Source organism: Methanoregula sp. (assembly GCF_035543475.1).
Taxonomy (GTDB): domain Archaea; phylum Halobacteriota; class Methanomicrobia; order Methanomicrobiales; family Methanospirillaceae; genus Methanoregula.
On the sequence record NZ_DATKKA010000024.1, the window covers coordinates 59,024 to 81,423 of the forward strand.

At 57.3% G+C, this 22,400-nt stretch carries 19 protein-coding genes; 9 read left to right on the plus strand and 10 right to left on the minus strand.

Annotated features, from left to right (window positions below; translation table 11 throughout):
- Nucleotides 1–83: 83 nt before the first annotated feature.
- Nucleotides 84–1,433 carry a PAS domain S-box protein gene (locus tag VMS83_RS09345; protein WP_325412115.1) on the plus strand — a complete coding sequence of 450 codons (1,350 nt, stop codon included), beginning with the start codon at nt 84–86 and terminating at the stop codon, nt 1,431–1,433.
- 194 nt (nt 1,434–1,627) lie between these two features.
- Here the strand turns inward: VMS83_RS09345 and uvrB are convergent, their stop codons facing one another.
- The gene (gene uvrB / locus VMS83_RS09350; protein ID WP_325412117.1) at nt 1,628–3,604 is read right to left on the minus strand and encodes an excinuclease ABC subunit UvrB; all 1,977 of its coding nucleotides are present in this window, start codon (nt 3,602–3,604) and stop codon (nt 1,628–1,630) included.
- A gap of 63 nt (nt 3,605–3,667) precedes the next feature.
- Nucleotides 3,668–4,960, minus strand: coding sequence for a type III ribulose-bisphosphate carboxylase (gene rbcL, locus VMS83_RS09355; protein WP_325412119.1), 1,293 nt, complete (start codon nt 4,958–4,960; stop codon nt 3,668–3,670).
- Nucleotides 4,961–5,207: 247 nt separating this feature from the next.
- On the opposite strand from rbcL, the gene VMS83_RS09360 reads away from it, so the two are divergent.
- The 3 genes from VMS83_RS09360 to feoB all read left to right on the plus strand — a co-directional run bounded on the left by VMS83_RS09360 (nt 5,208) and on the right by feoB (nt 9,779).
- Nucleotides 5,208–6,914, plus strand: a complete 1,707-nt coding sequence (locus VMS83_RS09360; RefSeq protein ID WP_325412121.1) for a histidine kinase N-terminal 7TM domain-containing protein — start codon at nt 5,208–5,210, stop codon at nt 6,912–6,914.
- A gap of 151 nt (nt 6,915–7,065) precedes the next feature.
- A complete protein-coding gene (locus tag VMS83_RS09365) occupies nt 7,066–7,791 on the plus strand; it encodes a metal-dependent transcriptional regulator (protein ID WP_325412123.1) in 726 nt (241 codons plus the stop codon).
- Entirely contained in the window at nt 7,788–9,779 is a 1,992-nt protein-coding gene (gene feoB / locus VMS83_RS09370; protein ID WP_325412125.1) for a ferrous iron transport protein B, read from the plus strand. The genes VMS83_RS09365 and feoB overlap by 4 nt, the downstream gene beginning before the upstream one ends.
- A 132-nt stretch (nt 9,780–9,911) precedes the next feature.
- On the opposite strand, the gene VMS83_RS09375 is transcribed toward feoB, so the two are convergent.
- The 3 genes from VMS83_RS09375 to VMS83_RS09385 all read right to left on the minus strand — a co-directional run bounded on the left by VMS83_RS09375 (nt 9,912) and on the right by VMS83_RS09385 (nt 14,302).
- A complete protein-coding gene (locus VMS83_RS09375) occupies nt 9,912–11,537 on the minus strand; it encodes a hypothetical protein (RefSeq protein WP_325412127.1) in 1,626 nt (541 codons plus the stop codon).
- A 206-nt stretch (nt 11,538–11,743) separates the two neighbouring features.
- Nucleotides 11,744–12,136 carry a response regulator transcription factor gene (locus VMS83_RS09380; RefSeq protein ID WP_325412129.1) on the minus strand — a complete coding sequence of 131 codons (393 nt, stop codon included), beginning with the start codon at nt 12,134–12,136 and terminating at the stop codon, nt 11,744–11,746.
- Nucleotides 12,137–12,235: 99 nt separating this feature from the next.
- Nucleotides 12,236–14,302, minus strand: coding sequence for a PAS domain S-box protein (locus tag VMS83_RS09385; RefSeq protein WP_325412131.1), 2,067 nt, complete (start codon nt 14,300–14,302; stop codon nt 12,236–12,238).
- 353 nt (nt 14,303–14,655) lie between these two features.
- On the opposite strand from VMS83_RS09385, the gene VMS83_RS09390 reads away from it, so the two are divergent.
- The 5 genes from VMS83_RS09390 to queC all read left to right on the plus strand — a co-directional run bounded on the left by VMS83_RS09390 (nt 14,656) and on the right by queC (nt 18,352).
- A complete protein-coding gene (locus VMS83_RS09390) occupies nt 14,656–14,838 on the plus strand; it encodes a hypothetical protein (protein WP_325412133.1) in 183 nt (60 codons plus the stop codon).
- Nucleotides 14,829–15,425: an acetate uptake transporter gene (locus tag VMS83_RS09395; protein WP_325412135.1), complete on the plus strand. Its 597-nt coding sequence runs from the start codon at nt 14,829–14,831 to the stop codon at nt 15,423–15,425. The genes VMS83_RS09390 and VMS83_RS09395 overlap by 10 nt, the downstream gene beginning before the upstream one ends.
- Before the next feature lie 5 nt (nt 15,426–15,430).
- Nucleotides 15,431–16,909: a methyl-accepting chemotaxis protein gene (locus VMS83_RS09400; RefSeq protein WP_325412137.1), complete on the plus strand. Its 1,479-nt coding sequence runs from the start codon at nt 15,431–15,433 to the stop codon at nt 16,907–16,909.
- A 17-nt stretch (nt 16,910–16,926) separates the two neighbouring features.
- Nucleotides 16,927–17,460, plus strand: coding sequence for a chemotaxis protein CheW (locus VMS83_RS09405; RefSeq protein WP_325412139.1), 534 nt, complete (start codon nt 16,927–16,929; stop codon nt 17,458–17,460).
- Between the two features lie 220 nt (nt 17,461–17,680).
- Nucleotides 17,681–18,352: a 7-cyano-7-deazaguanine synthase QueC gene (gene queC / locus VMS83_RS09410; RefSeq protein WP_325412141.1), complete on the plus strand. Its 672-nt coding sequence runs from the start codon at nt 17,681–17,683 to the stop codon at nt 18,350–18,352.
- Nucleotides 18,353–18,388: 36 nt separating this feature from the next.
- Here the strand turns inward: queC and VMS83_RS09415 are convergent, their stop codons facing one another.
- From VMS83_RS09415 to VMS83_RS09435, 5 genes are all read right to left on the minus strand, one after another.
- Nucleotides 18,389–18,775 carry a DUF7490 domain-containing protein gene (locus tag VMS83_RS09415; RefSeq protein ID WP_325412143.1) on the minus strand — a complete coding sequence of 129 codons (387 nt, stop codon included), beginning with the start codon at nt 18,773–18,775 and terminating at the stop codon, nt 18,389–18,391.
- A gap of 47 nt (nt 18,776–18,822) precedes the next feature.
- Nucleotides 18,823–19,611, minus strand: coding sequence for a family 1 encapsulin nanocompartment shell protein (locus VMS83_RS09420; protein WP_325412145.1), 789 nt, complete (start codon nt 19,609–19,611; stop codon nt 18,823–18,825).
- A gap of 5 nt (nt 19,612–19,616) precedes the next feature.
- The gene (locus tag VMS83_RS09425; protein WP_325412147.1) at nt 19,617–19,988 is read right to left on the minus strand and encodes a ferritin family protein; all 372 of its coding nucleotides are present in this window, start codon (nt 19,986–19,988) and stop codon (nt 19,617–19,619) included.
- A 70-nt stretch (nt 19,989–20,058) separates the two neighbouring features.
- Nucleotides 20,059–21,612: an excinuclease ABC subunit UvrC gene (gene uvrC / locus VMS83_RS09430; protein ID WP_325412149.1), complete on the minus strand. Its 1,554-nt coding sequence runs from the start codon at nt 21,610–21,612 to the stop codon at nt 20,059–20,061.
- Nucleotides 21,613–21,644: 32 nt separating this feature from the next.
- Nucleotides 21,645–22,400, minus strand: a 756-nt coding sequence (locus VMS83_RS09435) for a RecQ family ATP-dependent DNA helicase (protein WP_325412151.1), incomplete at its 5' end; no start/stop codon positions are given.

Genomic DNA, 22,400 nt, shown 5'->3' on the forward strand with positions numbered 1-22,400 from the left:
GAAACATAGACGAAGAACAGGTGAGGAGGGCATTCACCGGTGCTTTTCCTGCCTCTTTACTGTATCCATACCGAAGTGAACTGATGACCGGACAACCATCCCACGTTGGAGAACGCGAAGAAAGCTTTGTGGATCTCTGGCTTTTCATCATCGTTGCCACGACCATCCTTGCCATCTTTATCAATATTCTTGCATTCAAATACGGCACCGCTGCCGTCGCTGCCAATCTTCTCTATATCCCCATTGTCCTTGCGGCATACTGGTACCCCCGCTGGGGTATTTCCTATGCGATCGGGATCTCCGCCTTATTTATCGGCGTTGTGGCCTTTGTGACCGGAGGGGCCATAGCCGAGCTGACTGCCTCCTTTGTTACCTGCCTCGTAGTGATAGGCGTTGCCGCGGTTGTCTCCAGCCTGGCTATCCATATGCGCAGGAACGAAGTAAAATACCGGGGGATCTTCAACCACTCCGAAGCGGGTATCGGTCTGGTCAACAGCTCGGATCGTGTCATAAAAGAAGTCAATCTTCGCTTTGCTGAAATGCTGGGATATGAGCCATCCTCGATGGAATCCCTCCTCTTTTACCGGGTATGGGAGGATGAGTCCGACCGGGACCGGTTTTTCCAGCGCCTTTCCACGCAGGGGAATGTGGAAAACCTGGAGACCCGGTTCGTGACCAAGGCCGGTGCCACCCGATGGGTCCTGCTCTCTGCAGGGATGCTGCCCGACGATCAGTTTGTCTGCACCATCGTTGATATCACGGCAAGGAAACAGGCGGAAGAGGAACTCATTATAAAAGACCATGCAATACGATCCTCTCTCAACGCGATCTCCATCATGGACCTTGATTTTTCGATCACCTATGTGAATCATTCACTGGTGTCCATGATGGGGTTCCCGGAAGGGCACGAGTTATCGGGTACACCATTCTGGAAATATGTGGCCTTCCCGCAGGGGATAGAATCGATAAAAGATGCCCTTTCCCGGAGAGGGAGCTGGCTTGGTGAGATCCTGTTGTACAAGGCAGACCAGACGCCGTTCTATGTCATGCTCTGGATCAACCTCGTGAAAAACGATACCGGCCAGCCGGTATGTTTCATGGCCTCGTTTATCGATATCTCTGACCGCAAACAGATGGAATCCGTCAAGAGGAAGGCACTTGAACAGATCGAGAAGAATATTGAGCAGTTTGCCATCCTCGGTGACCATATCAGGAACCCGCTTGCCGTGATCGTGGGCCTCTCCAGCCTTGCTCCCGGTGATGTGACTGATAAGATCATCCTGCAGGCCCGTGAGATAGACCGGATCGTAACCCAGCTCGACATGGGCTGGATAGAATCAGAAAAAGTGCGGGAGTTCATCAAGCGGTATTACATGGTGGGAGCCCAGGACGCGAGTGAATCCGGTGGCGCTCAGGGTGGAGTGGTACGGTAGCAGCGGTGCGCTGTATCGTTGGTACCGGATATGAATATCATCGCTGATTTTTCCGGTTATTCAGGAATTTTGTAAGGTGCCGGTCTGCAGAGGGGCTGCCTGTCACGGGCGGCGTTTTTTGCTGCTGCTGAAAAACGATCACCGGGCAGATCCGGGACTGTCCCGTTCAGGGCCGCCTGGCGGAACGGCAGCGCTTATACGTCCTGATCTGCAGTCCGTTCCCGGTCCGGGTGTTTTCCCCCCATCTTCAGGCGTTCAGTGAGTTTTTTCACCTGTTCACGGAGCGCGATCGCCCGTTCGAAGTCCAGGCTGTCCGCTGCATCCCGCATCTGCATCTCCAGCTCGATCACTACATTGGGTATCTCTGCCCTGGGCACATGCTTTGTATCCTTGATCTCCACCTCTTTTTCCTTGACCGGTTTTATGATCGTCTGCGGGACGATATGGTGCTTCCGGTTGTATGCGATCTGCATCTCCCGCCGGCGCTGCGTCTCGGAGATTGCAGCTTTCATCGAGTCTGTCATGGTGTCCGCGTACAGGACAACCTTTGCGTGTATATTCCTTGCCGCCCTGCCGATGATCTGGATCAGGCTGCGGGCATCGCGGAGGAATCCCTCCTTGTCAGCATCGAGGATACCGATAAAACCCACCTCGGGGATATCCAGGCCTTCCCGCAGGAGGTTGATCCCGACCAGCACATCGAATTTGCCGAGTCGCAGCTCGCGAATGATCTCGGTGCGCTCCAGGGTCTGGATCTCCGAATGGAGATAGCGGGTGCGGATCCCCCGGTCGGCAAGGTACTCGGAGAGCTCTTCGGCAAGTTTTTTGGTGAGCGTGGTAACAAGCACCCGGTCGCCCCGTGCCACGGTCTTTTTCACTTCCCCGATCACGTCAAGCGTCTGCCCTTCGGTGGGCCGGACTTCGACCGCCGGATCGATAAGACCGGTCGGGCGGATGATCTGTTCGACCACCTGCGTGGAATGCTTCAGCTCGTAAGGGCCGGGAGTGGCCGAGACAAAGATCGTCCGGCGCATGTACTGCTCGAACTCGAAGAACTTCAGGGGTCGGTTATCGAGTGCGGAAGGGAGGCGGAATCCATAATTCACGAGCGTCTCCTTGCGGGAGCGGTCTCCATTGTACATGCCATGCAGCTGCGGGATCGTCTGGTGGCTCTCGTCGATGATCAACAGGAAATCGTCCGGGAAGTAATCCAGCAGGCAGTACGGTTTCTCACCGGCTTTCCTGCCATCGAAATGCCGGGAATAATTCTCGATGCCCTTGCAGGATCCGGTCTCGCGGATCATCTCGAGGTCGAAGTTTGTCCGCTGCCGGAGCCGGTGTGCTTCGATCAGCCCCAGCGTGGGGAGGACTTCGTCAAGCTCTTCCTGTATCGAAGCGATTGCGGCTTTCTGGGCGCTCTCGGGAGTGACGAAATGGCGGGCCGGGTAGACGTAGAAATATTTCATCTCATCTTTTTTTGCACCGGTATTCTTGTCCACCTCGCGGATACGCTCGATCTCCTCACCGAAGAGCTCGATCCGGATGATATCGTTGAAGTACCCGGGCATAACATCGATGGTATCGCCCTTGACCCGGAACCGTCCCGGTGCAAGATCGATATCGTTCCTTTCGAACTGGATGTCCAGGAGGCGGCTCATGATCTCGCTCCTTGAGATCTTCTGGCCGACAGAGAGGTCAAAACCGAGGTTCCGGAAGTTTTCCGGGTTCCCCAGGCCGAAGATGCAGGAGACCGAGGCGACGACGATCACATCGCGCCGGTGCGAGAGCGATGCAGTGGCGGAGAGCCGGAGCATCTCGATCTTGGGGTTGATGGACGAGTCTTTCTCGATGTACTGGTCTTTTGCCGGGATGTAGGACTCGGGCTGGTAGTAATCATAGTACGAGACAAAGTATTCAACCCGGTTGTGCGGGAAAAAATCGCAGAACTCCTGGTAGAGCTGGGCGGCGAGAGTTTTATTGTGGGCGATAACAAGGGTGGGTTTGTCCGAGGCAGCGATCACGTTTGCCATCGTAAACGTCTTGCCGGACCCGGTCACGCCAAGGAGCGTCTGGAAACGGGCATTGTCGGCAAGGCCGTCGTTGAGCTTAGATATTGCCTCCGGTTGTGAGCCGGCGGGTGGAAAGGAAGAGACGAGCTGGAATCCTGTCACGGTGCTTAAGTGTTTTTACCGGGATATTAAAAGGAATGGGAATGGGGCATGAATGTGATGCCATTACTTCGGCTTGTAGTATCCCCATTTCTTCAGCGCTTCGTGCAGTTCCCGTGCGGTTTTTGCTTTTTCATCAAGGGAGAGTCCTTCCTGCCAGGCCTCAATCGCCTGCATGGTTGCCCGCGCCCCGGCCCGGGTCCCTTTCGGGTGCCCGTGGATGCCGCCGGAGACGAGCAGGACGAGGTCCGTGCCATAGATATCAAGGACATCGGGGACGAGGCCCGGGTGCAGCCCCCCCGATGAGACCGGGAATGCGGTCTTGATACTGCCCCAGTCCTGTGCAAGGCACTGGCGGGGGACCTCCGCGATTTTCTTCTTGCGCAGCAGGTCTGCAAGGAGGATCGACTCGGTCTTTGTGCCGGTCAGTTTGCCCACCGCTGTCCCGGTATGGATCTGGGAGACGCCGATCAGGCGCATGAGCTTCGCAAGGAAATACATGGTCATACCGTGCTTTTTGTTCCGGTCGAATGCGGAATGGAACGCACGGTGGGCATGGATCGCAAGGCCGAGATCGGAACAGTAGTCCCGCATGGTCATGACGCTGGAAGTTCCGGCCACTACCACATCGATCATCGCATAGTTCCAGCCATATTCGACGAGCAGGTCGGCGCGTTTCTTCATGGTCTCTACATCGGCGGTGATGTTGAGGAATGCCGATTTTCTCTCGCCGGTTTCCTTTTCTGCCTTGTCCCTCAGTTTTGCCATAAATCTGACCCGGTCATCGAACCGGTTGAAGGAGGTCGAGGTGAGGTTCTCATCGTCCTTGACAAAATCAAAGCCGCCCATCCAGGTCTCGTACCCGACCTCAGCATGCTCTTTTGCCGAAAACCCGATCTTCGGCTTGGGCACGGCTCCTGTCAACGGCCGGCCGGTGACCTTCATCATCTTTCTTATCCCGTCCATGCCAAAGTGCGGCCCTTTAAAGCCCTTAAGATATGCAGCGGGGAGCGAAGCGTCGATGAGACGCAGGTTTTTGAGTGCCTTCATCCCGAAGATATTCCCGGCGATCCCGCTCATGAGCTGGACCGCGTTTCCTTCCTCCCACAGCGCGAGCGGGTAGGCGACCTTCACGAAATTCCTGTCGAATTCGAATGCCCTGGCCTCCAGTTTCTTCATCCGTGGGGGCATGGTAAACAGGGTTGTCCACGTGCCGGTCGAGCTCTCGGAGGCGATCCTTCCTGCGGCCTCCTCACCGGTGATCCCGGCAGCCGGTTCGAAATAAAAGAGGCAGACCAGATCGTCTTTGGCCGGTTCATACTTCGTATCGACAAACTCGTTGTACCAGTCAATTGCCATAGTAATTCCAGTACCTACCAATGCATGCCTGATTCAAAAATCTTCAGATCGCCCTGAGGGGACCGTCTCCCGGTTTTCCGGCCAGTCCAAGAGTAAGCGCATGGAAATCCCGCCTGTTCCCCGGATGCGTGTTGCCGGTATCCCTGTGCGTAGGGGTACCCTGCATTATGTCAGTTTCATATAGAAATGCTCTATATCTCCGGATTGCCTATATTTCCACTGAATATTTTATCTGAGAGATGACCAGATGATCTTTCAATACTCTCCTTTTTTCCTCCCCCTGTTCTTTTCTGCCGTAATCACCGGCCTTCTTGCCTATATAGGCGTCCGGAACCGGACAAGCCCGGTTGCATGGCCGTTTGCCATCCTGATGGCTGCCGTCACGCTCTGGACTGCTGCGTATGCAGTCCAGCTGATCTTTTCCGATCTCCTGACCAATCTGCTGCTGACCGTGGTCGAGTACCTCGGGATTGTTATCGTACCGGTGGCCTGGCTGCTGGTGGTCCTGTACTATACCGGCAGGATGCAGTATGTTACGGGCAGGAACGTGGCTCTCCTTCTCATCGTACCGGTGATGATCGTTGTCCTGGTTGCCACTAATTCCCTGCACCATCTTTTTTATTCTGCGGTGATCCCCCGGACAATCGGTGGTTCGGTGCTCTGGGTCTTTTTCCGGGGCCCGCTCTTCTGGCTGCATGCTGCCTATGCGTACCTGCTGCTTTTGATCTCGCTGATTCTTCTTGCCTCACGCTATTCCGGGGCTCCGAAGATCTACCGCTGGCAGATCCTGATCCTGGGGATCGCCGCATGTATTCCGGTCCTGGTCAACCTTCTCTACCTTGCTTCCATTGACCCGGTCCCCGGCCTGGATCTTACGCCCTTCACGTTTACTATGGTCGGGGTCATCATTGCCATGGGTCTCTTCCGGTACCAGCTCTTCCTGACCCTGCCGGTGGCATATCCCCAGGTCTTTTCTGCGGTAAGCGATGGGATCATCGTCGCCGATACCCGGGACCGTATCGTTGACCTCAACCCGGCCGCACGGCAGATCACCGGTTCTCCCGAAGACGCTATCGGGCGGTCGCTTACTTCCTGTTTTCCGCAGTTGTCCCGGTTTACTGAAGGCACCGGCCATGGTGCGGATACCTATGGCGAGGTCATGATTCCCCGGAACGGTACTGCCCGCTATTACGATGTTGTCTACCAGCATTTCAGCGTGGCAGGCCAGGACCCCACCGGCCATCTTTTTATCCTGAGTGACATCACCGACCGGCGGCTTGCACTCGACGCACTTGCATCAGCCCATAAGAAACTCAACCTCCTCTCGAGCGTTACCCGGCATGATATGATGAATAAGGTTACCGGGCTCATGGTCTACCTTGACCTGATGAAGAACCAGAACAACCCGGAGATGAACGCCGTCTACCTCCAGCGGATCGATGAAATTGCGCGGATGATCCAGGATGAGATCGCCTTTACCCGCGATTACCAGGAGATGGGGGTAAAATCGCCGGTATGGCAGGATCTTTCGGCCTGCCTTGCACATGCGAAAAGCCAGGTTGATATCGGTACTATCCGCGTAACCGAGGACTGCACCGGTGTCGAGGTGTACGCCGATCCCCTGCTCATCAAGGTGTTCATCAACCTCCTGGAGAATGCTGTCCGGCATGGCGGTGACCACCTGGATTTTGTCCGTTTCTCGCACCGGCGGGCCGGGGACTCCCTTGTGGTTACCTGTGAGGATAACGGTACAGGTATCGCAGAATCTGAAAAGGGCCGGCTCTTTTCCCGTGGATATGGCAGGCATACCGGCCTCGGGCTCTTTCTCTCCCGCGAGATCCTCAATACTACCGGTCTTGCCATCCGTGAGGACGGGCTTCCGGGCGGGGGTGCCCGGTTCGAGATCACGGTACCTGCAGGTCATTTCCGGTTTTCCGGCAGGGAATACAGGTAATCTGCCCGCCGGTTCTGGTCTTTTTCGCTCCTGCGGGTGCAGGGTGAATGCATAGTCGTGATCGTCAGGAACCCCGGGGCACAGGAAAACCGGTCATTTCTTTAGGTAGACCGAAACTGTTTTTATTTAGGGCGTCCTAATTATTCTCCAGATGGCACAGGAGCAGGTAGAGGAATATCTCGAAGCAATCTATGATATCGCCGGCACGGATGGCGCTGCCAAGACCACGGCGATAGCAAAGTGTCTCAAGGTTGCACCGGCGAGTGTGACCGAGGCACTCCAGAGTCTTGCGGAGAAGAACCTCGTAAACTACGAACCATACCGGGGCGCGAGCCTGACCGGCGAAGGAAAGAAGATCGCCGAAACGATCAAGCGCCGCCACCGCCTCCTGGAGGTCTTTCTTGCCGATGTCCTCCACATCAACCGGGCAAAGGTGCACGACGAAGCGTGCCGGATGGAACATACAATCTCGGAGGATACCGAGAACGCGCTCTGCCGGATGCTCAATGCGCCGGCACGCTGCCCCCACGGGAGCCCCATTTTGCCCTGTGCCAAGGGAGTAGGGAGCTGCAGCGAGTGTGATGCCGTCACCGGTTCCGGTCTCCCCTTCCCGGAAGAGATCCGGTCAGCCGCCATCATCCCGGTCACTGACCTCGAACCCCATCAGAAGGGAACCATCGCGTTTATCCGGGGTGACTGCCGGGTTGTCCAGCGGCTTTCCGATCTCGGTCTGACGCTCGGGACTGCTGTCTCGGTTACGCGCAAAGCCCCCCTGAACGGGCCGGTCGAAGTCTCTGTGCGCCGGACGAAACTCGCGATCGATCACGCGATCGCAGAGAACATCTTTGTCGATGCCACGCAAGGGGACCGGGCATGAGCGGGTCCTGTGGCTGCAAAGGCTGCCCCCCCGGCGACGACAAAAAGATCAAAGACGCCGAATATACGATCGCACTGGCCGGCAACGCAAACGTCGGCAAGAGCGTGACTTTCAACCAGCTCACCGGGGTCGACCAGATCATCGGGAACTGGCCGGGAAAGACGGTAGAACGAGCGGAAGGGCTCCTCCAGTACAAGGGCCACCGGATACGGGTGATCGACCTCCCGGGGATCTACTCCTTTTCCACGTACTCCCTGGAAGAACTGGTCTCGCGGGATTATATCGCGCTCGAACACCCCGATGCCGTGGTGAACGTGATCGATGCGTCCGCGCTGGAACGCAACCTCTTTTTCACCATCCAGCTCCTCGAACTCGCCCCGCCGCTCCTCATCTCGGTCAACCAGATCGACCTGGCCGAAAAGAAGGGGATCAGCGTTGACACGGAAAAACTCTCCCGCCTTCTTGGCGTCCCGGTCATCCCTACCATTGCGATCAAGGGCAAAGGTATCGACACCCTGACTGCCGGCATCCTCGACCTTGCAGAGCGCCGCCCCGTCCCGCCCGTGCTGAAATACGGCAAGGAGGTGGAGGAGCGGATCGGGAAGCTCGTGCCCCGGATCGAACCCCTTGCCCTTCCGTATCCCGTCCGTTTCACCGCGATCAAGCTTCTCGAACGCGATCCCTCGCTCGTGAAGCTCGTCCAGGCGCAGGATCCGGGCATCGTCTCCGCCGCGGATGCCCTTGCTGCCGAGATCGAGGCGATCCACGGGGAATCTGTCTGCGTGGTGATGAGTGCCGAACGGTACAATGTCGCCGACCGGATTGTCGCCGAGGTGATCACGGTAAAGGCCCCGGAGGACGGCATTCCCAAAAAGAGCCTGACCGACCGGCTCGACCAGGTGGCACTTCACCCCTTTTTCGGGTATCTTGCGGTCTTTCTGGTCATCGGAGGGTTGCTGGTCTGGACATTTGTGGTAGGCGCCCGCATCTCCGATCTCCTCCAGTCGCTTCTCTCCCAGATACAGCCTTACGAACCGGTTATCACCGGATCGCTTGCGCGTATTCTCTGGAACGGCGCCTTCTCGGGCCTGGTGGCCGGGATTACCCTTGTCATTCCTTACGTCCTGCCCTTCTACCTCCTCCTTGCGGTGATGGAAGATTCCGGCTACCTCACTCGCATCGCGGTGATGCTCGACCGGGGCATGCACAAGCTCGGCCTGCACGGGAAGGCCGTTATCCCTCTTATCCTCGGCTATGGCTGCAATGTCCCGGCCTGCTTTTCCTGCCGGATCATGGAGTCGCCCAAGCAGAAGCTGCTTGCTGCCTTCCTCGTCACCCTCATCCCCTGCACGGCCCGGACCGTGGTTATCCTTGGCCTGGTCGGCCACTTTGTCGGCATCTGGTGGGCGCTGGGGCTCTATGCTTTCGATATCCTGCTGATCATTCTTGTCGGGCGGATTGCCTACCGTGTGGTCCCGGGTGAATCGGTCGGCCTGATCATGGAGATGCCCGACTACCATGTCCCCTCGGCGTCCGTTGTCCTGAAACAGACCTGGGCCCGGACCAAGTCGCTCATCTGGTTTGTGTTCCCTGCCTATATTGTCGGGAGCGCCCTCATCCAGGTCTTCTACGCGGTCGGCCTGCTCACCCCCGTCAACAACCTCCTTGCCCCCATCACGGTCCTCTGGCTCGGCCTGCCGGTGGTCGTGGGCATCACCCTGATCTTCGGCATCGTGCGCAAGGAACTGACGATCCTCACGCTTGCGGTCCTTTTTGGTACCACCAACTTTGCCTTGTTCCTCACCCCCGTCCAGCTCATCGTCATAGCGCTCGTATCGATGCTCTACATCCCCTGCCTCTCGGTCATTATCGTCCTCGCCTCGGAGTTTGGCTGGAAACGGTCGCTTGAGATCTCCCTTGTCGAGGTGGTGATGGCGATTGGCATTGGCGGGATCGCCTTCCGCCTGCTCAGCCTGGTGATGGGCTGAGGCAGGGCGCATACCCTTTTCCGCCATCTGTATCTCTACGGGGGAATTTTTTTTCAACCGCGAGCTCTTTTGCGATGTCACGAGGATTCTATAATGTGCATTAAAAAGAGTGACCGGATGTATCCGGTTCCATTATGCCCCGGTGGTCGTGACCGGCACAAACGGCGGTTTCCCGGTAGTGGAATTGACCAGGAGATCGATCTCTCCTGCAGGACTGGTTTTGAAGGCCTGTTTGACCATCTCTCCGTTGTTATAGATCTCGACTGTCATGTTATCCCCTGAATAATCCAGTTTCCGGAAGGAAGCCTCGACAAGATCATTACTGTTTTTGACGGGGTAGACCTGCTCGCCGGTCCCCCGGACCTCGATGAGACTTCCCGGGTTCCCGTACTTCCCGTAATAAGTCCCGTTATAGGACACCTTCACCCATACGCCCCCCGGGGGGATGGTAATCGGGGTGGCGGTTGTGACCGGCTGGAGGGTTACCCCGGGAGTTGCGGGCGAATACTCAGACCCGGCCTGGTTTTCCCATGCGGGCAAGAGGAGGACGAGCGTTATCCCCCCGATGATTACGAGGAGGACGATCGCGATCGCTGCGACCGTTGCTGGCGGTCTCCTTTTCGGCATTCGGGGGGGCTTACCGGAGGCAGGCTCCCCGCGTTCCGGGGGGATCGGCGGAGTGGTTGCAGGGTGTCCGGTATCGGAGGCCTCTCCGGTGAGCACCGGGAATATCACGCTTTCCGGTATCCCGACCGGTTCCCCGGCTTCAGGTCCTGGCCCGCCAGCCTCTTCTGGCCGAAGGGGTACGATCTGCTCAATCTGCCGGGACAGCTCCTCCAGATCGATAGCCGGCCCGATCTTTGTTTCTTCCGGTGGAGGGATAGACGGAACTTCCCGGACTGTCCCGGACTCTTCCGGCACGAGCTCTTTAAACGGTGTTGCCGGGACGGTCGTCGGCTCCCCGAATTCTTCAGCAGGAAGGTTTTCCCGGTCCGGGGCCGGTTCGTCAGAGGGAAGGGCACCGGTATTCGCCGTGGCAGCAGGCTCTCTCTCCATGACCCCCGGGATCTGTAATGCAGCATCTGCTGCCGCCAGGCTGTCTCCCTGTTCTGGTGGCGGAGAGGGCGGGAGTCTTTCTTCTTCAGGAGTGGGTACTACCGTCGGTTCGGGAACCTCGGGCTCTTCTGCGGTCTGCGCATCGACACCGGTGTTCCCGCTCTCCCAATCGGTTCCCTGGATTGCCCGGAGCAGTTCCTCCGAGGGCTTGCGGTTCTCTGCAACCTCCGTATGGGGGAGGGGGACGTCGGGGGCAATAAACCGGCGGACGCTCGGGTTCATACCCCTGCTGGTTCCTGCAGCGGGTTGTTTTCCGGCGGACACCGGTTCCTGGCGGACGGATACAATATGCTCAATGAGTTTCCTGACCCAGAGATCGCATTCCGCCGACCGATCCTGGTACGGCTGCTGGGAGAAGATCAGGTCAAGGGTTCTTGTATCGTCACTAACGGCGGGATCCGTGATTGTGAGGGTGATGACCGGCTCCCGCGCTGGTGTCGATCCCCCTTTGACGGAAATAATGGTGGCGAACGGCACAACCTGAGGCTGGTCACTGGTGTGACCGCTGTCCACCAGGGCCAGGCGCTGGGTGGTGAGGATCAGATCGTACTCTGTATCGTCGATAAGAACCCGGTCCGTGGTCAGGACAATGGATTCGCCGCTTTTCAGGTACGGGCCAGCCATGCAGGGAACTTCCGACATACATTTTCGCTGTCTGTGGTGATATGCTTTTTAGGTACCCGGGTATCGTGTGCCGGTTACCTTCCGGTCGTTTCAGGTTTTTTCCGCAGCCGGTGGCAGACCGCCTGCTCTGGATGAAGTGCTCCCCTCGCCGGAGATGAGGGAATCAGGTACGGATCCCAATCCTGGTCAGTTCTTTTCGGGTGTGGAGCAGGCGGTCGTGGATCTTATCTGGAAACGGCATGACCGCGTTTTCTCGTATTTCTGACGCTCTCTTTTAACTCGACAAATTCCCGATCCGGATTTCCCCGTCTGAAAATATACTGATCCGCATCGGTTTCGAGCACATTCTGGATCTCAGGCCCCGGTTCCAGCGCGCTGTAGATAATAATATAGGAGGTACACCCCTGCCCTCTCAATGCCCTGGCGAACTCGCTGCCATTCATCAGTGGCATTCTCCAGTCCGTAATCACCGCATCATAGGGGGTATTCTTTGCGAGCTCCAGTGCATGGAAGGGATCCGTGGTACAGTCCGCACTGCAGCCGGGATCGTCCTCGAATTCAAGCCGCAACAGTTCAAGAATATCTGCATCATCGTCGACAATGAGAATTCTTGTCATACCGTGTGCAGATTGCACATTTGGGATATATAAATTATTATATGTAAAAGTGCAGCCCCGCCGGGATTATCCGGCCTCAGGACATACCCGCCCTTCGTTTCACAGGCCCTGGCTGTTCAGGCGATAGGAAACCGGCGGAATTTCTATCCTGTATCGTACCTTTTTCCCGGCTTCACCGGTCTCTGTGAGAGTAATATCGGTAAGGGAGAAGATCTCCCGGATAATCACAAGGCCCCGCTGGCCGTTACCGGATCTGTCAGGCCCGGGAAGTTCTGCGGTCTCTTTTTGCCCGGTTCCCGGGCTTTCATACTCTACACAGATGATCATGCGATCCTGATCCTGCCGCGAGAAAACATGGATGGACCGGGGTATTTCCGGGTCGCTAATCGCGTTTTCAAATAACCGGAAAAATGCCCGTTCTATCTGGCGGTCCGCGAACACGAAAAGGTGCTGCGGGATATCGAGCGAAAACCGGGCCGCGCCGTGGCTGAGCTGCGTGATTGCTGCCGTGATTACCTCCCTGATATCCAGCCATTCCGGCGGATCGGATCCCAGGTCCTTAAAATCCCGGCTGATAGTGATCACATCCCGTATCTCTTTTGCCGCCTCCTCCTGTCGTTCGAGATATTCCAGGATCTCCGGGTCCTTTACCCGTTTTTTTACCCGGGTCAGGTAGCCCATGAGGATCGTCACCTTGTTCTGGATATTGTGGCGGGTGATGCTGGTGAGGACGTTGAGCTTTTTATTTGCCAAAAACAGCGTATGTTCCATCCGTGTCCTTTCGGATACATCCCGTACAAAACAGCAGACAAACTCATTCTTATGGTATTCAAGGTACCGGATCAGTATCTCCACGGGAATACGGGTACCGTCCTTTTTGATCATCTCGATCTGGCGGCTGATGGTCCCCTCCCGCTTGAGATGATCCCAGGTCTCGCTCCAGGCATGTGCAGCCAGGATGGGGAATATATCGCCCAACCCGGATTCTGAGATTTCCGCGGCGGTATACCCTCCCACCATCACGGCAGCCTTGTTTGCATATTCCACGTGACCATTGCGGTTCACCCAGAGGACCATATCTGCGGCATTGTCCATGGCAAACTGGGTGAGCTGGAGCTGCTGCTCCATGGTCTCCCTTCGGGTCATCTCAGCGTACAGCTGCCGGTTGATCTCACGCAGTTCGGTTGTCCTTGTAACTATCGTTTCCTCCAGCATATCCTGCGTTTTTTTGAGCTTCGTGCGGATCAGGACTTCTTCGGTGATGTCAAGGCCACAGGAAAAATAGCCGGTCAGCTGCCCGCGATCATCAAAGAGGGCCCGGTCCCACCACCGCTGCCAGCGGGCTTCACCATTTGCCATGATGGCACGGAACTCAATCATGCCGGCCGGGTACTTTGAGTTGAGCCGCTGGCGGTTTGCCGCGATCCGTTCCATGTCCTCAGCCGAGACCAGGTGCTTGAACGGCCGCCCGATCAGGTCCTCACGGGATCGCGCCATTGCCTGGCAGTAGGGTTCATTGACATACAGGATACTACCTTCAGGGCTGTAACGTACGGCATATTCGGTCTGGTGATCGAGGAGCATGCGCAGTTCCGGATTAACGGTGTCCGGAAGGTTGCTGCCCGACAGGGTTGTACCGGTATCCCCGGCAATAGCTGCGACTCCCGGTTTACCGGTAGGAAAGACCAGGGGGATCAGGGTCAGGCTGACGGGAGTTTCCTGATTGTTAAGAAGAAGGCTGGCCCGCACATTCTGCTCGACTCCTTTCAGCGCAGCCCGGAATACCTGCTGGACAGTACCTTCCAGGATCGTGAAGGGAAACCGGTCAAGCGTTCTGCCCAGCGTTTGCTCCCCGGAAAGACCGGTGAGACGGGAAAACTGCAGGTTGTAATCGGTCACCAGGCCGTCCTGGTCCAGGGTAATGAACGGCTGGAGACAGATCTTCCTGAGCGCGTCTGCAGGAATACGACGGGACAGGAAATAAACCTTGGAAGTTCCGCGTTTCCGCCCGTCCACCATTCCCTGGATCTGCAGGATGTCCAGGTATTTTGCCACGGAGTTCCGGTTCAGGTGCAACGAACCGGCGAGGTCGGTGATACTCAGTCCCTCCGGGTGCCGTTTTAATTCTTCCCTGATCCGTGCGAGCTCTTCCTGCTGGTTTTCCATGATCCCTGTCTTCTGATATGATCATGTTGTCGGTTATTCGCTTTTAAAAAGTTTTTCTTTGCTTTGCATATTTGCAAGGCATTTGGGTTTGTTTATATAATGTTTCGTGCGCACATTGAGGCCAGGCAACAAATGCACAGCAAATGTGCCTGTTGTGAATGTTGAACGGTGGAGGATGATTGTGTGCTGAACTCCGAGGCGATTACACCAGGGAAAAGACCGGGTCTTCTCCCGACCACTGAGGAACGGGATGGACTTCAGGAGAATATTATCCTCCTGAATGCCCTTGCCGAAAAACTTGAACAGTATTTTGCCTTGCAAACACTGGCAGAATTCCCGAGGAGTGACCGCAGATGAACAGAGTACAATCGTACCACTACGACAATTCACCGCTCTATCAGATGGGCGATGCCTATGCTTACCCGTCATGTACCACGACTGTGGGAAGGGTAATGCTGCTGCGGGCTATCCTCCTTGCATCAGGGCAGGAGGAGATCAGGGAAGTCCGGGGAAAGGTGGATGAATTATGGAGTTAACAAAAGATTCGGTATTCAAAAACGAGGTCCGGCTCACCGACATGACCGCGAATCCCGGGGGTCTGGGCCTTCTTGCATTCGGCATGACGACCATCATCCTGAACATGCATAATGCCGGGATATTTGCGCTGGGATCCGTGGTATTTTCCATGGGACTCTTCTATGGTGGTCTTGCCCAAATCATCGCAGGGCTCATGGAATGGAAGAAGAACAACACGTTCGGGATGACCGCATTTATCTCGTATGGCATTTTCTGGATATCCCTGGTGTTTTTGATCCTCATGCCCGTCTGGGGGTGGGGCCCCGCCCTGTCCGGGGAGGCACTGGTCTGTTTCCTGGGGATATGGGGAATGTTTTCGCTCGCGATGTTTCTGATCACGTTCAGGATGGCAAAGGCAATGCAGGTGGTCTTCGGGCTCCTGGTGCTGCTTTTCCTCCTGCTGATCGTGGGAAATGCACTCGGGAACCCGACAATCCTCGTGATTGCCGGCATCGAGGGAGTCCTCTGCGGGCTCTCTGCAGTATATACCGGGTTTGGACAGATCATGAATGAAGTGTGGAAAGAAACCGTAGTAAGGCTGGGGTGAAGGAAATGGTTGAAATCAAAGATTATGAACTGATGTTCGAGTACAATCCGCTTGCACAGGTCATCATAGACAAGGACCTGAAATTCGTCAAGATCAATCCGGCGTTTACCAAGCTGTTCGGGTACCCGGTAGATCGTCTCATGTCCATGAGGATCAGTGATCTCCGGTCCCAGGGCCTGGTAAAATACCTCAAGGATTCCGGCAAGTCCTATACGGATGCCATTGCCGCAAAGAAAAGGACGTTTGGCGAGTCGGTTATCGAAGCGCCGACCGGGACCCACGTGATCCAGCGGGCAAATATCCCGATCCTGGATGCAAAAGGCGAGGTTGCCTACGTCTATGTTACGTACCACGATATCACGAAGATCTCCAAGACACATGATTTCATGGAAAATGAGATCGCGGAACTGAGCAAGGTGTACGCCCAGATGGCAGCCGGTGACCTGACGGTCCGGTATGAGATCACCAAACCGGATGATGACACCAAAGAAGTGTACGACCAGATCATCAAGCTCCGCGATGCTGTCCGCGGGATCGTGATCAGCCTCGAGAAGAACCTCGGGGACGTCAACAAGAAGATGCTGAACCTGACCTCGACCGCGGATAACGCAAACAAGAGCATCGAGGACGCATCGAAAGGCGTGAACCAGATTGCAAAGAACGCCGGGGTTGTCAGCGAGAATGCCCAGAAAGCGGCCGAAGGCGTTGACCAGATGTCCAAGGCCATGCAGGACATGAGCGCTGCAGTTGAGGAAATCACCTCGAGCATGGAGAGCGTCTCCACCCAGGCAAAGAGTGCAAACGATGCAGCAAAGGACGGTGCAATCCTTGCGGAAACGGTCAACAAGGACATGACCGAGATCACGTCGGCCACGAACAATGTGCATGGGATTGTCAAAGAGATCGAGAAACAGATGGCAGATATCAGCAAGATCATCGTGCTCATCCGCGATCTCGCGAACCAGACCAACCTGCTGGCCCTGAACGCTGCCATCGAGGCGGCCCGGGCGGGTGAGCACGGCCGGGGTTTTGCCGTTGTCGCATCCGAGGTCAAGTCTCTTGCGCAGGAGTCCCGGTCCAGTGCTGAACGGATCGAGGACATGATCACCCAGCTCAATGCTGCCACCAGGAAGGCGACTGAAGCGATGGAGGATTCCAGGGAACTTGTTGAAAAAGGCGTTGCAGCGTCTGCCGACGCGCTTGCCGCGTTCAGGAAGATCCAGGTAGCCGCGGAGACCGTGGCAAACAGCGCTTCCGAAGTTGCCGCTGCAACCGAAGAACAGGCGGCAACCACCGAGGAGATCACGGCAAGCGTCCACGAGGTCGGAGGCATTATCGAACGGACCGCAAAAGAAGCGGGGGATGCGGCGGCAGCGACCGAAGAATCAGCCGCAGCGCTCGATGAGATCACCCGGATGATCCAGACCGTAAATGACGTAGCTGTTGAGGCGATGGAAGCCAACCGCAAATTCAAGGTGGACTAACCGGGGGGAAGGTGTCCATGACGGCAAAGGCAAGTGAACCCGTAGCTGAGGGAAAAACCCCTGCTTCCTCCAAGGGCGATCTCAGCTCCATCCAGGTCGTGGAGTTCGTGCTCGGAAACGAGCATTTCGCCATTGACCTGTTCGATGTGAAGGAAGTGGTCGAGTATACGACCATCACCAAGCTCCCCAATGTTGCCCCGTATGTTCGCGGGATTATCGACCTCAGGGGGGAGATCACGATGATCATCGATCTCAAGCACCGCCTGAACATCACCGATGCAAGCACCAAATCCCTTGAGGCCTCGCGGATCATCGTCCTCGACGACAATATCACCAAGTCCAAGGTGGGGATCCTGGTCGACGATGTGACCTCGGTCTCGACCTTCGAGGGTAACCAGGTGGACCACACCTCCGCGTCGATCAGCCACGAGGATACGGCGATCATCGGGATCATCAAGCGCAAGGTGAAGATCAAGGATAAGGAGACGAACGAGCTGATCATCTGGATCGATATCAAGAAACTGCTTGGCGATCTCGATTCCTCGATCTGACCGGCATTCGCGGGGAGATTACCTCTCTTTTTCCTCGTCCGGGAAATACGAAAACCTGTGCCTCCTGCAAAGAAAAGCACGTCTCCTGCGGGCACCGGATCGCCCTCTCGTCCCTTTTGTCCCGGAACGATCCAGATACCTGGTGTTCTTTTGTTTTCCGGTCGCTGCCGGGCACCGGCCCGGCGCTTCCTTGATATAGCTCTCCTGAAATACCAGTGAGATGGGAAAGGATACCGGCATGAAGGCAGTTCTCATTCTCTCGGGCGGGATGGACAGCACCACCCTTCTCTATGATCTCATTGACCAGGGATACGAGGTCAGCGCGATCACGTTCGATTACCACCAGAAACACAAAAAAGAGATCGCGTGCGCGCAAAAGACCTGCGCAAAACTCCACATTCCCCACCGGATCACCGGGCTTTCCGTGCTCAACGATCTGGCCCCGTCAAGCCTGACACGGGCCGACCGGGACGTTCCCGAGGGCCATTATGCCGAAGAGAGCATGAAGCAGACGGTGGTCCCGAACCGGAACATGGTCTTTTTGAGCCTTGCTGCCTCCTATGCCATCGGCATCGGGGCCGGTCACCTGTTCTACGCGGCGCATGCCGGGGACCATGCCATCTACCCGGACTGCAGGCCGGTCTTTGTGAGCGCCATGACGACTGCGTTCCACCTCTGCGACTGGAATGACCTCGTGCTCCAGGTGCCCTATCTTATGCTCTCCAAGGGAGATATCGCAAAAAAGGGCATTGGCCTTGGCGTCGATTACGCCGATACCTGGTCCTGTTACAAGGGCGGGGTGCGCCCGTGCGGAAAATGCGGCGCCTGTACCGAACGTCTCGAGGCGTTCAGGGATGCCGGTGCAACCGACCCGCTGGACTACGGAGAGTAGGGCCCGGGTTGTTGTTTTATCCCGGGCGGACACCGGTCACGGGTTTTCAAAAGCAACGTCAACCCGGTAGTCCTGCGTGCAATCGCCGTCCAGGATCGACTCGTAGTTTTTGGTGTCGCCCGGTGCGATGCTCCCGATATAGACCGAGCGTGAGTCCCGGATCGTGCCGGTACCGGTGTTTACGAGGTTGAAGTCCAGCCGCAGGTTCTGCGTGGACACATTTCCTGCGTTATACACGTAGCCGGTCAGGTGGGTATAACAGCCATACTCCGGCGACCACGAATCCTGGTACTCGTAATGGGAGTGGACCGGGCCGGCCGAGTTGTCTCCGGTAGTTACCGTGCTCAGGCAGCCGGCACCCGCGACAAGAGCAACAACGATCAGGAGCAGCGGGGCATACAGGCAGAAATCTCTGATGTTCATGACAGGTACTTCTCCACAGGCAGGAAAATCCCAAAAAGAAAGGGAGGTTATTTCAGCACGAGAATGGACTCGGGCGCCCGGACAACGAGCGCAAGGCTCTCGTAGATCTGGAATTCGAGCAGGTCCCCGACCGGCCCGTTGTACCCGACTGCCAGGTCCTGGCCAAGCGCAACCGAAGCATACTGGCTGCCCGATGCAATCAGGACGCCGCCTTTTTTGAGTGCCGGGGCCTTGACCACACCGTCACTCACGATTGCAGAGATATGTTCCAGCTCGGTCCCGTCCCCCTGCGGGTACCGCCTGAGGAGCAGGTTGTACTGGGCCGGTGCGAGGGCAAGGCTGTAGGGCCCGTGGAATCCTGCGGCGTCAAGCCTGGTCACCGCATCGATGATCTGGTCTGCTGCGGTTCCGACCTTGTCCCATTTGGACAGTGTCATCGAGCCGGCGCCTTCGGCATTGAGGAGCCCCGGGGTCCCGGCAAGGCCGTTAAAGATGATCCTGTCCTCCTTTGCCGCCGCATCCATGGCAGCGCAGGCCACCGGGGCCGTGTCGAGGATAAGGTGATCGCGCTCGTAGGCCGCAAGGTCGCGCTTGCCCAGTGAGAATTCGGTCCGGATCAGGGAGAGCGGGAGCGAGATGCTCGCGCTGACCCCGTCTTCGAGGGCATAGTCCCCAAGGGCGATTGCCTTGAGCCCGAAGCCGTACGGGCCCTCGATCGCGATCAGCCTGCGCCCGGCAAGCTGGCTCTTTGCTGCCTGTACTGCCACGTCATCGATCAGTTTCCAGGTCTCTGCACCGATGGGTGCATCGTCACGTCCAAGATAGGTGTTTGCCATGGTATTTACGCCCCCTTTGCATTCTTTAAGGACCCGATGGTCGTCTCTTCCTTTGCCGCCGGTGCAGCAGCACCTGCCGCCCCGATCTCCGCGGCAACCGTGTCAACCTCGAGTTTTCCCTTCTGCTGGTATTCGTCCTCGCCGGCCAGGATCGCAAGGAGCCTCTGGAGTTCCCCGGCGTGGACACGCTCCTCGTTCGCGATATCGGTGAGGACGGCCTTTGCAAGCTCGTTGTCCGTTGCCTCCGCATGGGCCATATAGCCGTGGATCGCCTCGAGCTCCCCGGCAATGTCGAGCCGGATCGCCCGGATCAGTTCATCGTTGGTCAGCTTGCGGTCCGGGACCATTCCGCTGAACGGGTTGAAAAAGTCAGGCATGGTATCCTCCGTTATTTTGTAAGGTCAATAGTCTCCTACGTACCATAAATACTTTTGACTCTTGGCAGGATCAGGAGATGACCTTCTTTTTCCGGAGCAGCCGGTTGTAGGTGATGGCAAAGCGGTGCGCCTCGTCCCGGATCTCCTGGACATACCGCAGAGCGATGCTTTTTCTGTTGAGCCGGAGCGGGAGTGTATCGCCCGGGGTATAGATCTCCTCCTCGCGCTTGGCGATGGCAATGACGGGCTGGGCGGTGGCCCCGAGAGCCGCAAGGGATTCCTGTGCAGCGGCAAGCTGACCTTTTCCGCCGTCGATGATGATGAGGTCCGGGAACGGGGCGTGCTCATCGGTGAGGCGCTGGTACCGCCGTTTTACCACTTCTGCGATCGATGCAAAATCGTCAATCCCTTCCACGGTCCTGATCTTAAAGCGCCGGTAGCCGGATTTGTCGGGCTTCCCGTCACGGAACTGCACCATCGAGCCGACCATCGCGGTGCCGGAGAGGTGGGAGATGTCAAAGCACTCGATCACCGACGGGGCATGGGGCATACCGAGAGCCGCACCGAGTTCCGCCCCCTTGAGGGTGTCGCGGAAGAACGCGATCTCCAGGTTCTTCTTGGCCAGTTCGAGAAGCTGCCGTTTTTCGCCCCGCTGCGGGACGACAATATCAACCTGCCTCCCTTTTTTTACCGAGAGGAATTCCGCAAGGGCCGGGTCGGTCGCCTGTTCCACGACAAGCTCGGCCGGGGGTTCGCGCTCCGAGTAGTACTGGACCAGGAACTCCTCGAAGAAATCCTCTCCTACCTCGAACGTGAACTCCTGCTTGTTTGCAAGCGTTCCCCGCTCCACGTTGAACGCAGTGAGGTAGACTCTCCCCTCCGTCACCTGGCAGGCAATCACGTCCTGGTCGTAGGTCCGCTGGCGTTCGACATGCTGGCGCTCGGCAAGATGCTCGATGGCGGCGATCTCGTTTCTCAAAACAAGCGCCCGTTCGTACTCCTCGCCGGCCGACCGTACCGCCATCTCGCGCCGGAGCTCATCGAGCAGCTCGGTGGACTTCCCCTTCAGGAGCAGGGTGGCCTTTTTCACGTTCTCACCGTATTCTGCCGGGCTGATCGTGCCGGTGCAGGGGGCGCTGCAGGACTGCATGTGGCGGCGGAGGCAGGGGCGCTTGGGGAGCTTTTTGCAGGTCCGGAGGTGGAAGATCTTCTTTGCCACCTTGATGACATGGTCCCGTTCGGCGGCTGAAACAAAGGGACCGAAGTAGGTACCGTCGCCTGTTGCCCGGCGGGCGATCACCAGGCGCGGGAACTCCTCCTTTGTCAGCTCGATCCAGGCATAGCGCTTGGCGTCCTTGAGATCGATGTTGTATTTGGGCTGGTGCTTTTTTATGAGGGTATTCTCTAAAAGGAACGCCTCGGTCTCGGTGTCGGTGACCACGACCGCAACCGAGACAATACGGGCAACCAGGCTCCGGGTCTTCGCGTCATGGTCCTTTTTGGTAAAATAGCTCGATACCCGTTTCCTGAGGTTCTTTGCCTTTCCCACATAGATGATCCTCCCGTCCGCATCGGCGTAGAGGTAGCAGCCGGGGTTCTCGGGAAGGCCTGCGGTATCGATCATGGCTGATGGAGAAGTATCCGGGGGCCGGCGTCTTAAACGCTCGGGATCGGGTAAGTGCGCCGTGAGACTGTAACACCGGCCGGTGCGGCGCTCCCGGATCGTTTGGAGGAACGCCGGGCCCGATTCTTCCGGTCTGGCACGGGATTTTTCCCGGTACAGGTCGTGCAGAGACTGCAGTCTTCCCGTACTCCCCGCTCACCGAAATACGCCAGCAGGAACTGCCTCCGGCATCCTGCAGTCTCGCAGTACCCGACCATGTCCCGGAGTTTCGTCCGGGCGGTGCGGGTGGCCTGCTCGCCGGCACCGTCATGGTCGAGCATGAACCGGATCCGGATCGCATCCCCCCGGCTGAACAGGAGGATGCACTCGGCCGGCTTCCCGTCCCTCCCGGCCCTCCCGGTCTCCTGGTAGTAGGCCTCGACCGACTTGGGGAGATCGTAGTGGACCACGAACCGCACATCGGGCTTGTCAATGCCCATGCCGAATGCAACCGTGGCGCAGACGATCCGGGCGGTATTTTTGAGAAACGCGTCCTGCACGGCCTCCCGGACCGGGCGGGAGAGGCCGGCATGGTACGCCACTGCTGCAAACCCCCGTTTCCGGAGATCCGCTGCGCATTCCTCGGTCTCCTTCTTGCTCAGGCAGTACACGATGCCGGACTCCCCCCGGTGCCGGCAGCAGATCTCGGCCAGCTGGACGGACGCGTTCTTCTTTTTGAGCACGCGGTAATCCAGGTTCTTGCGGTGAAAACTGCCCACGAACTCTCTGGGCTTTACCAGGCCCAGCTG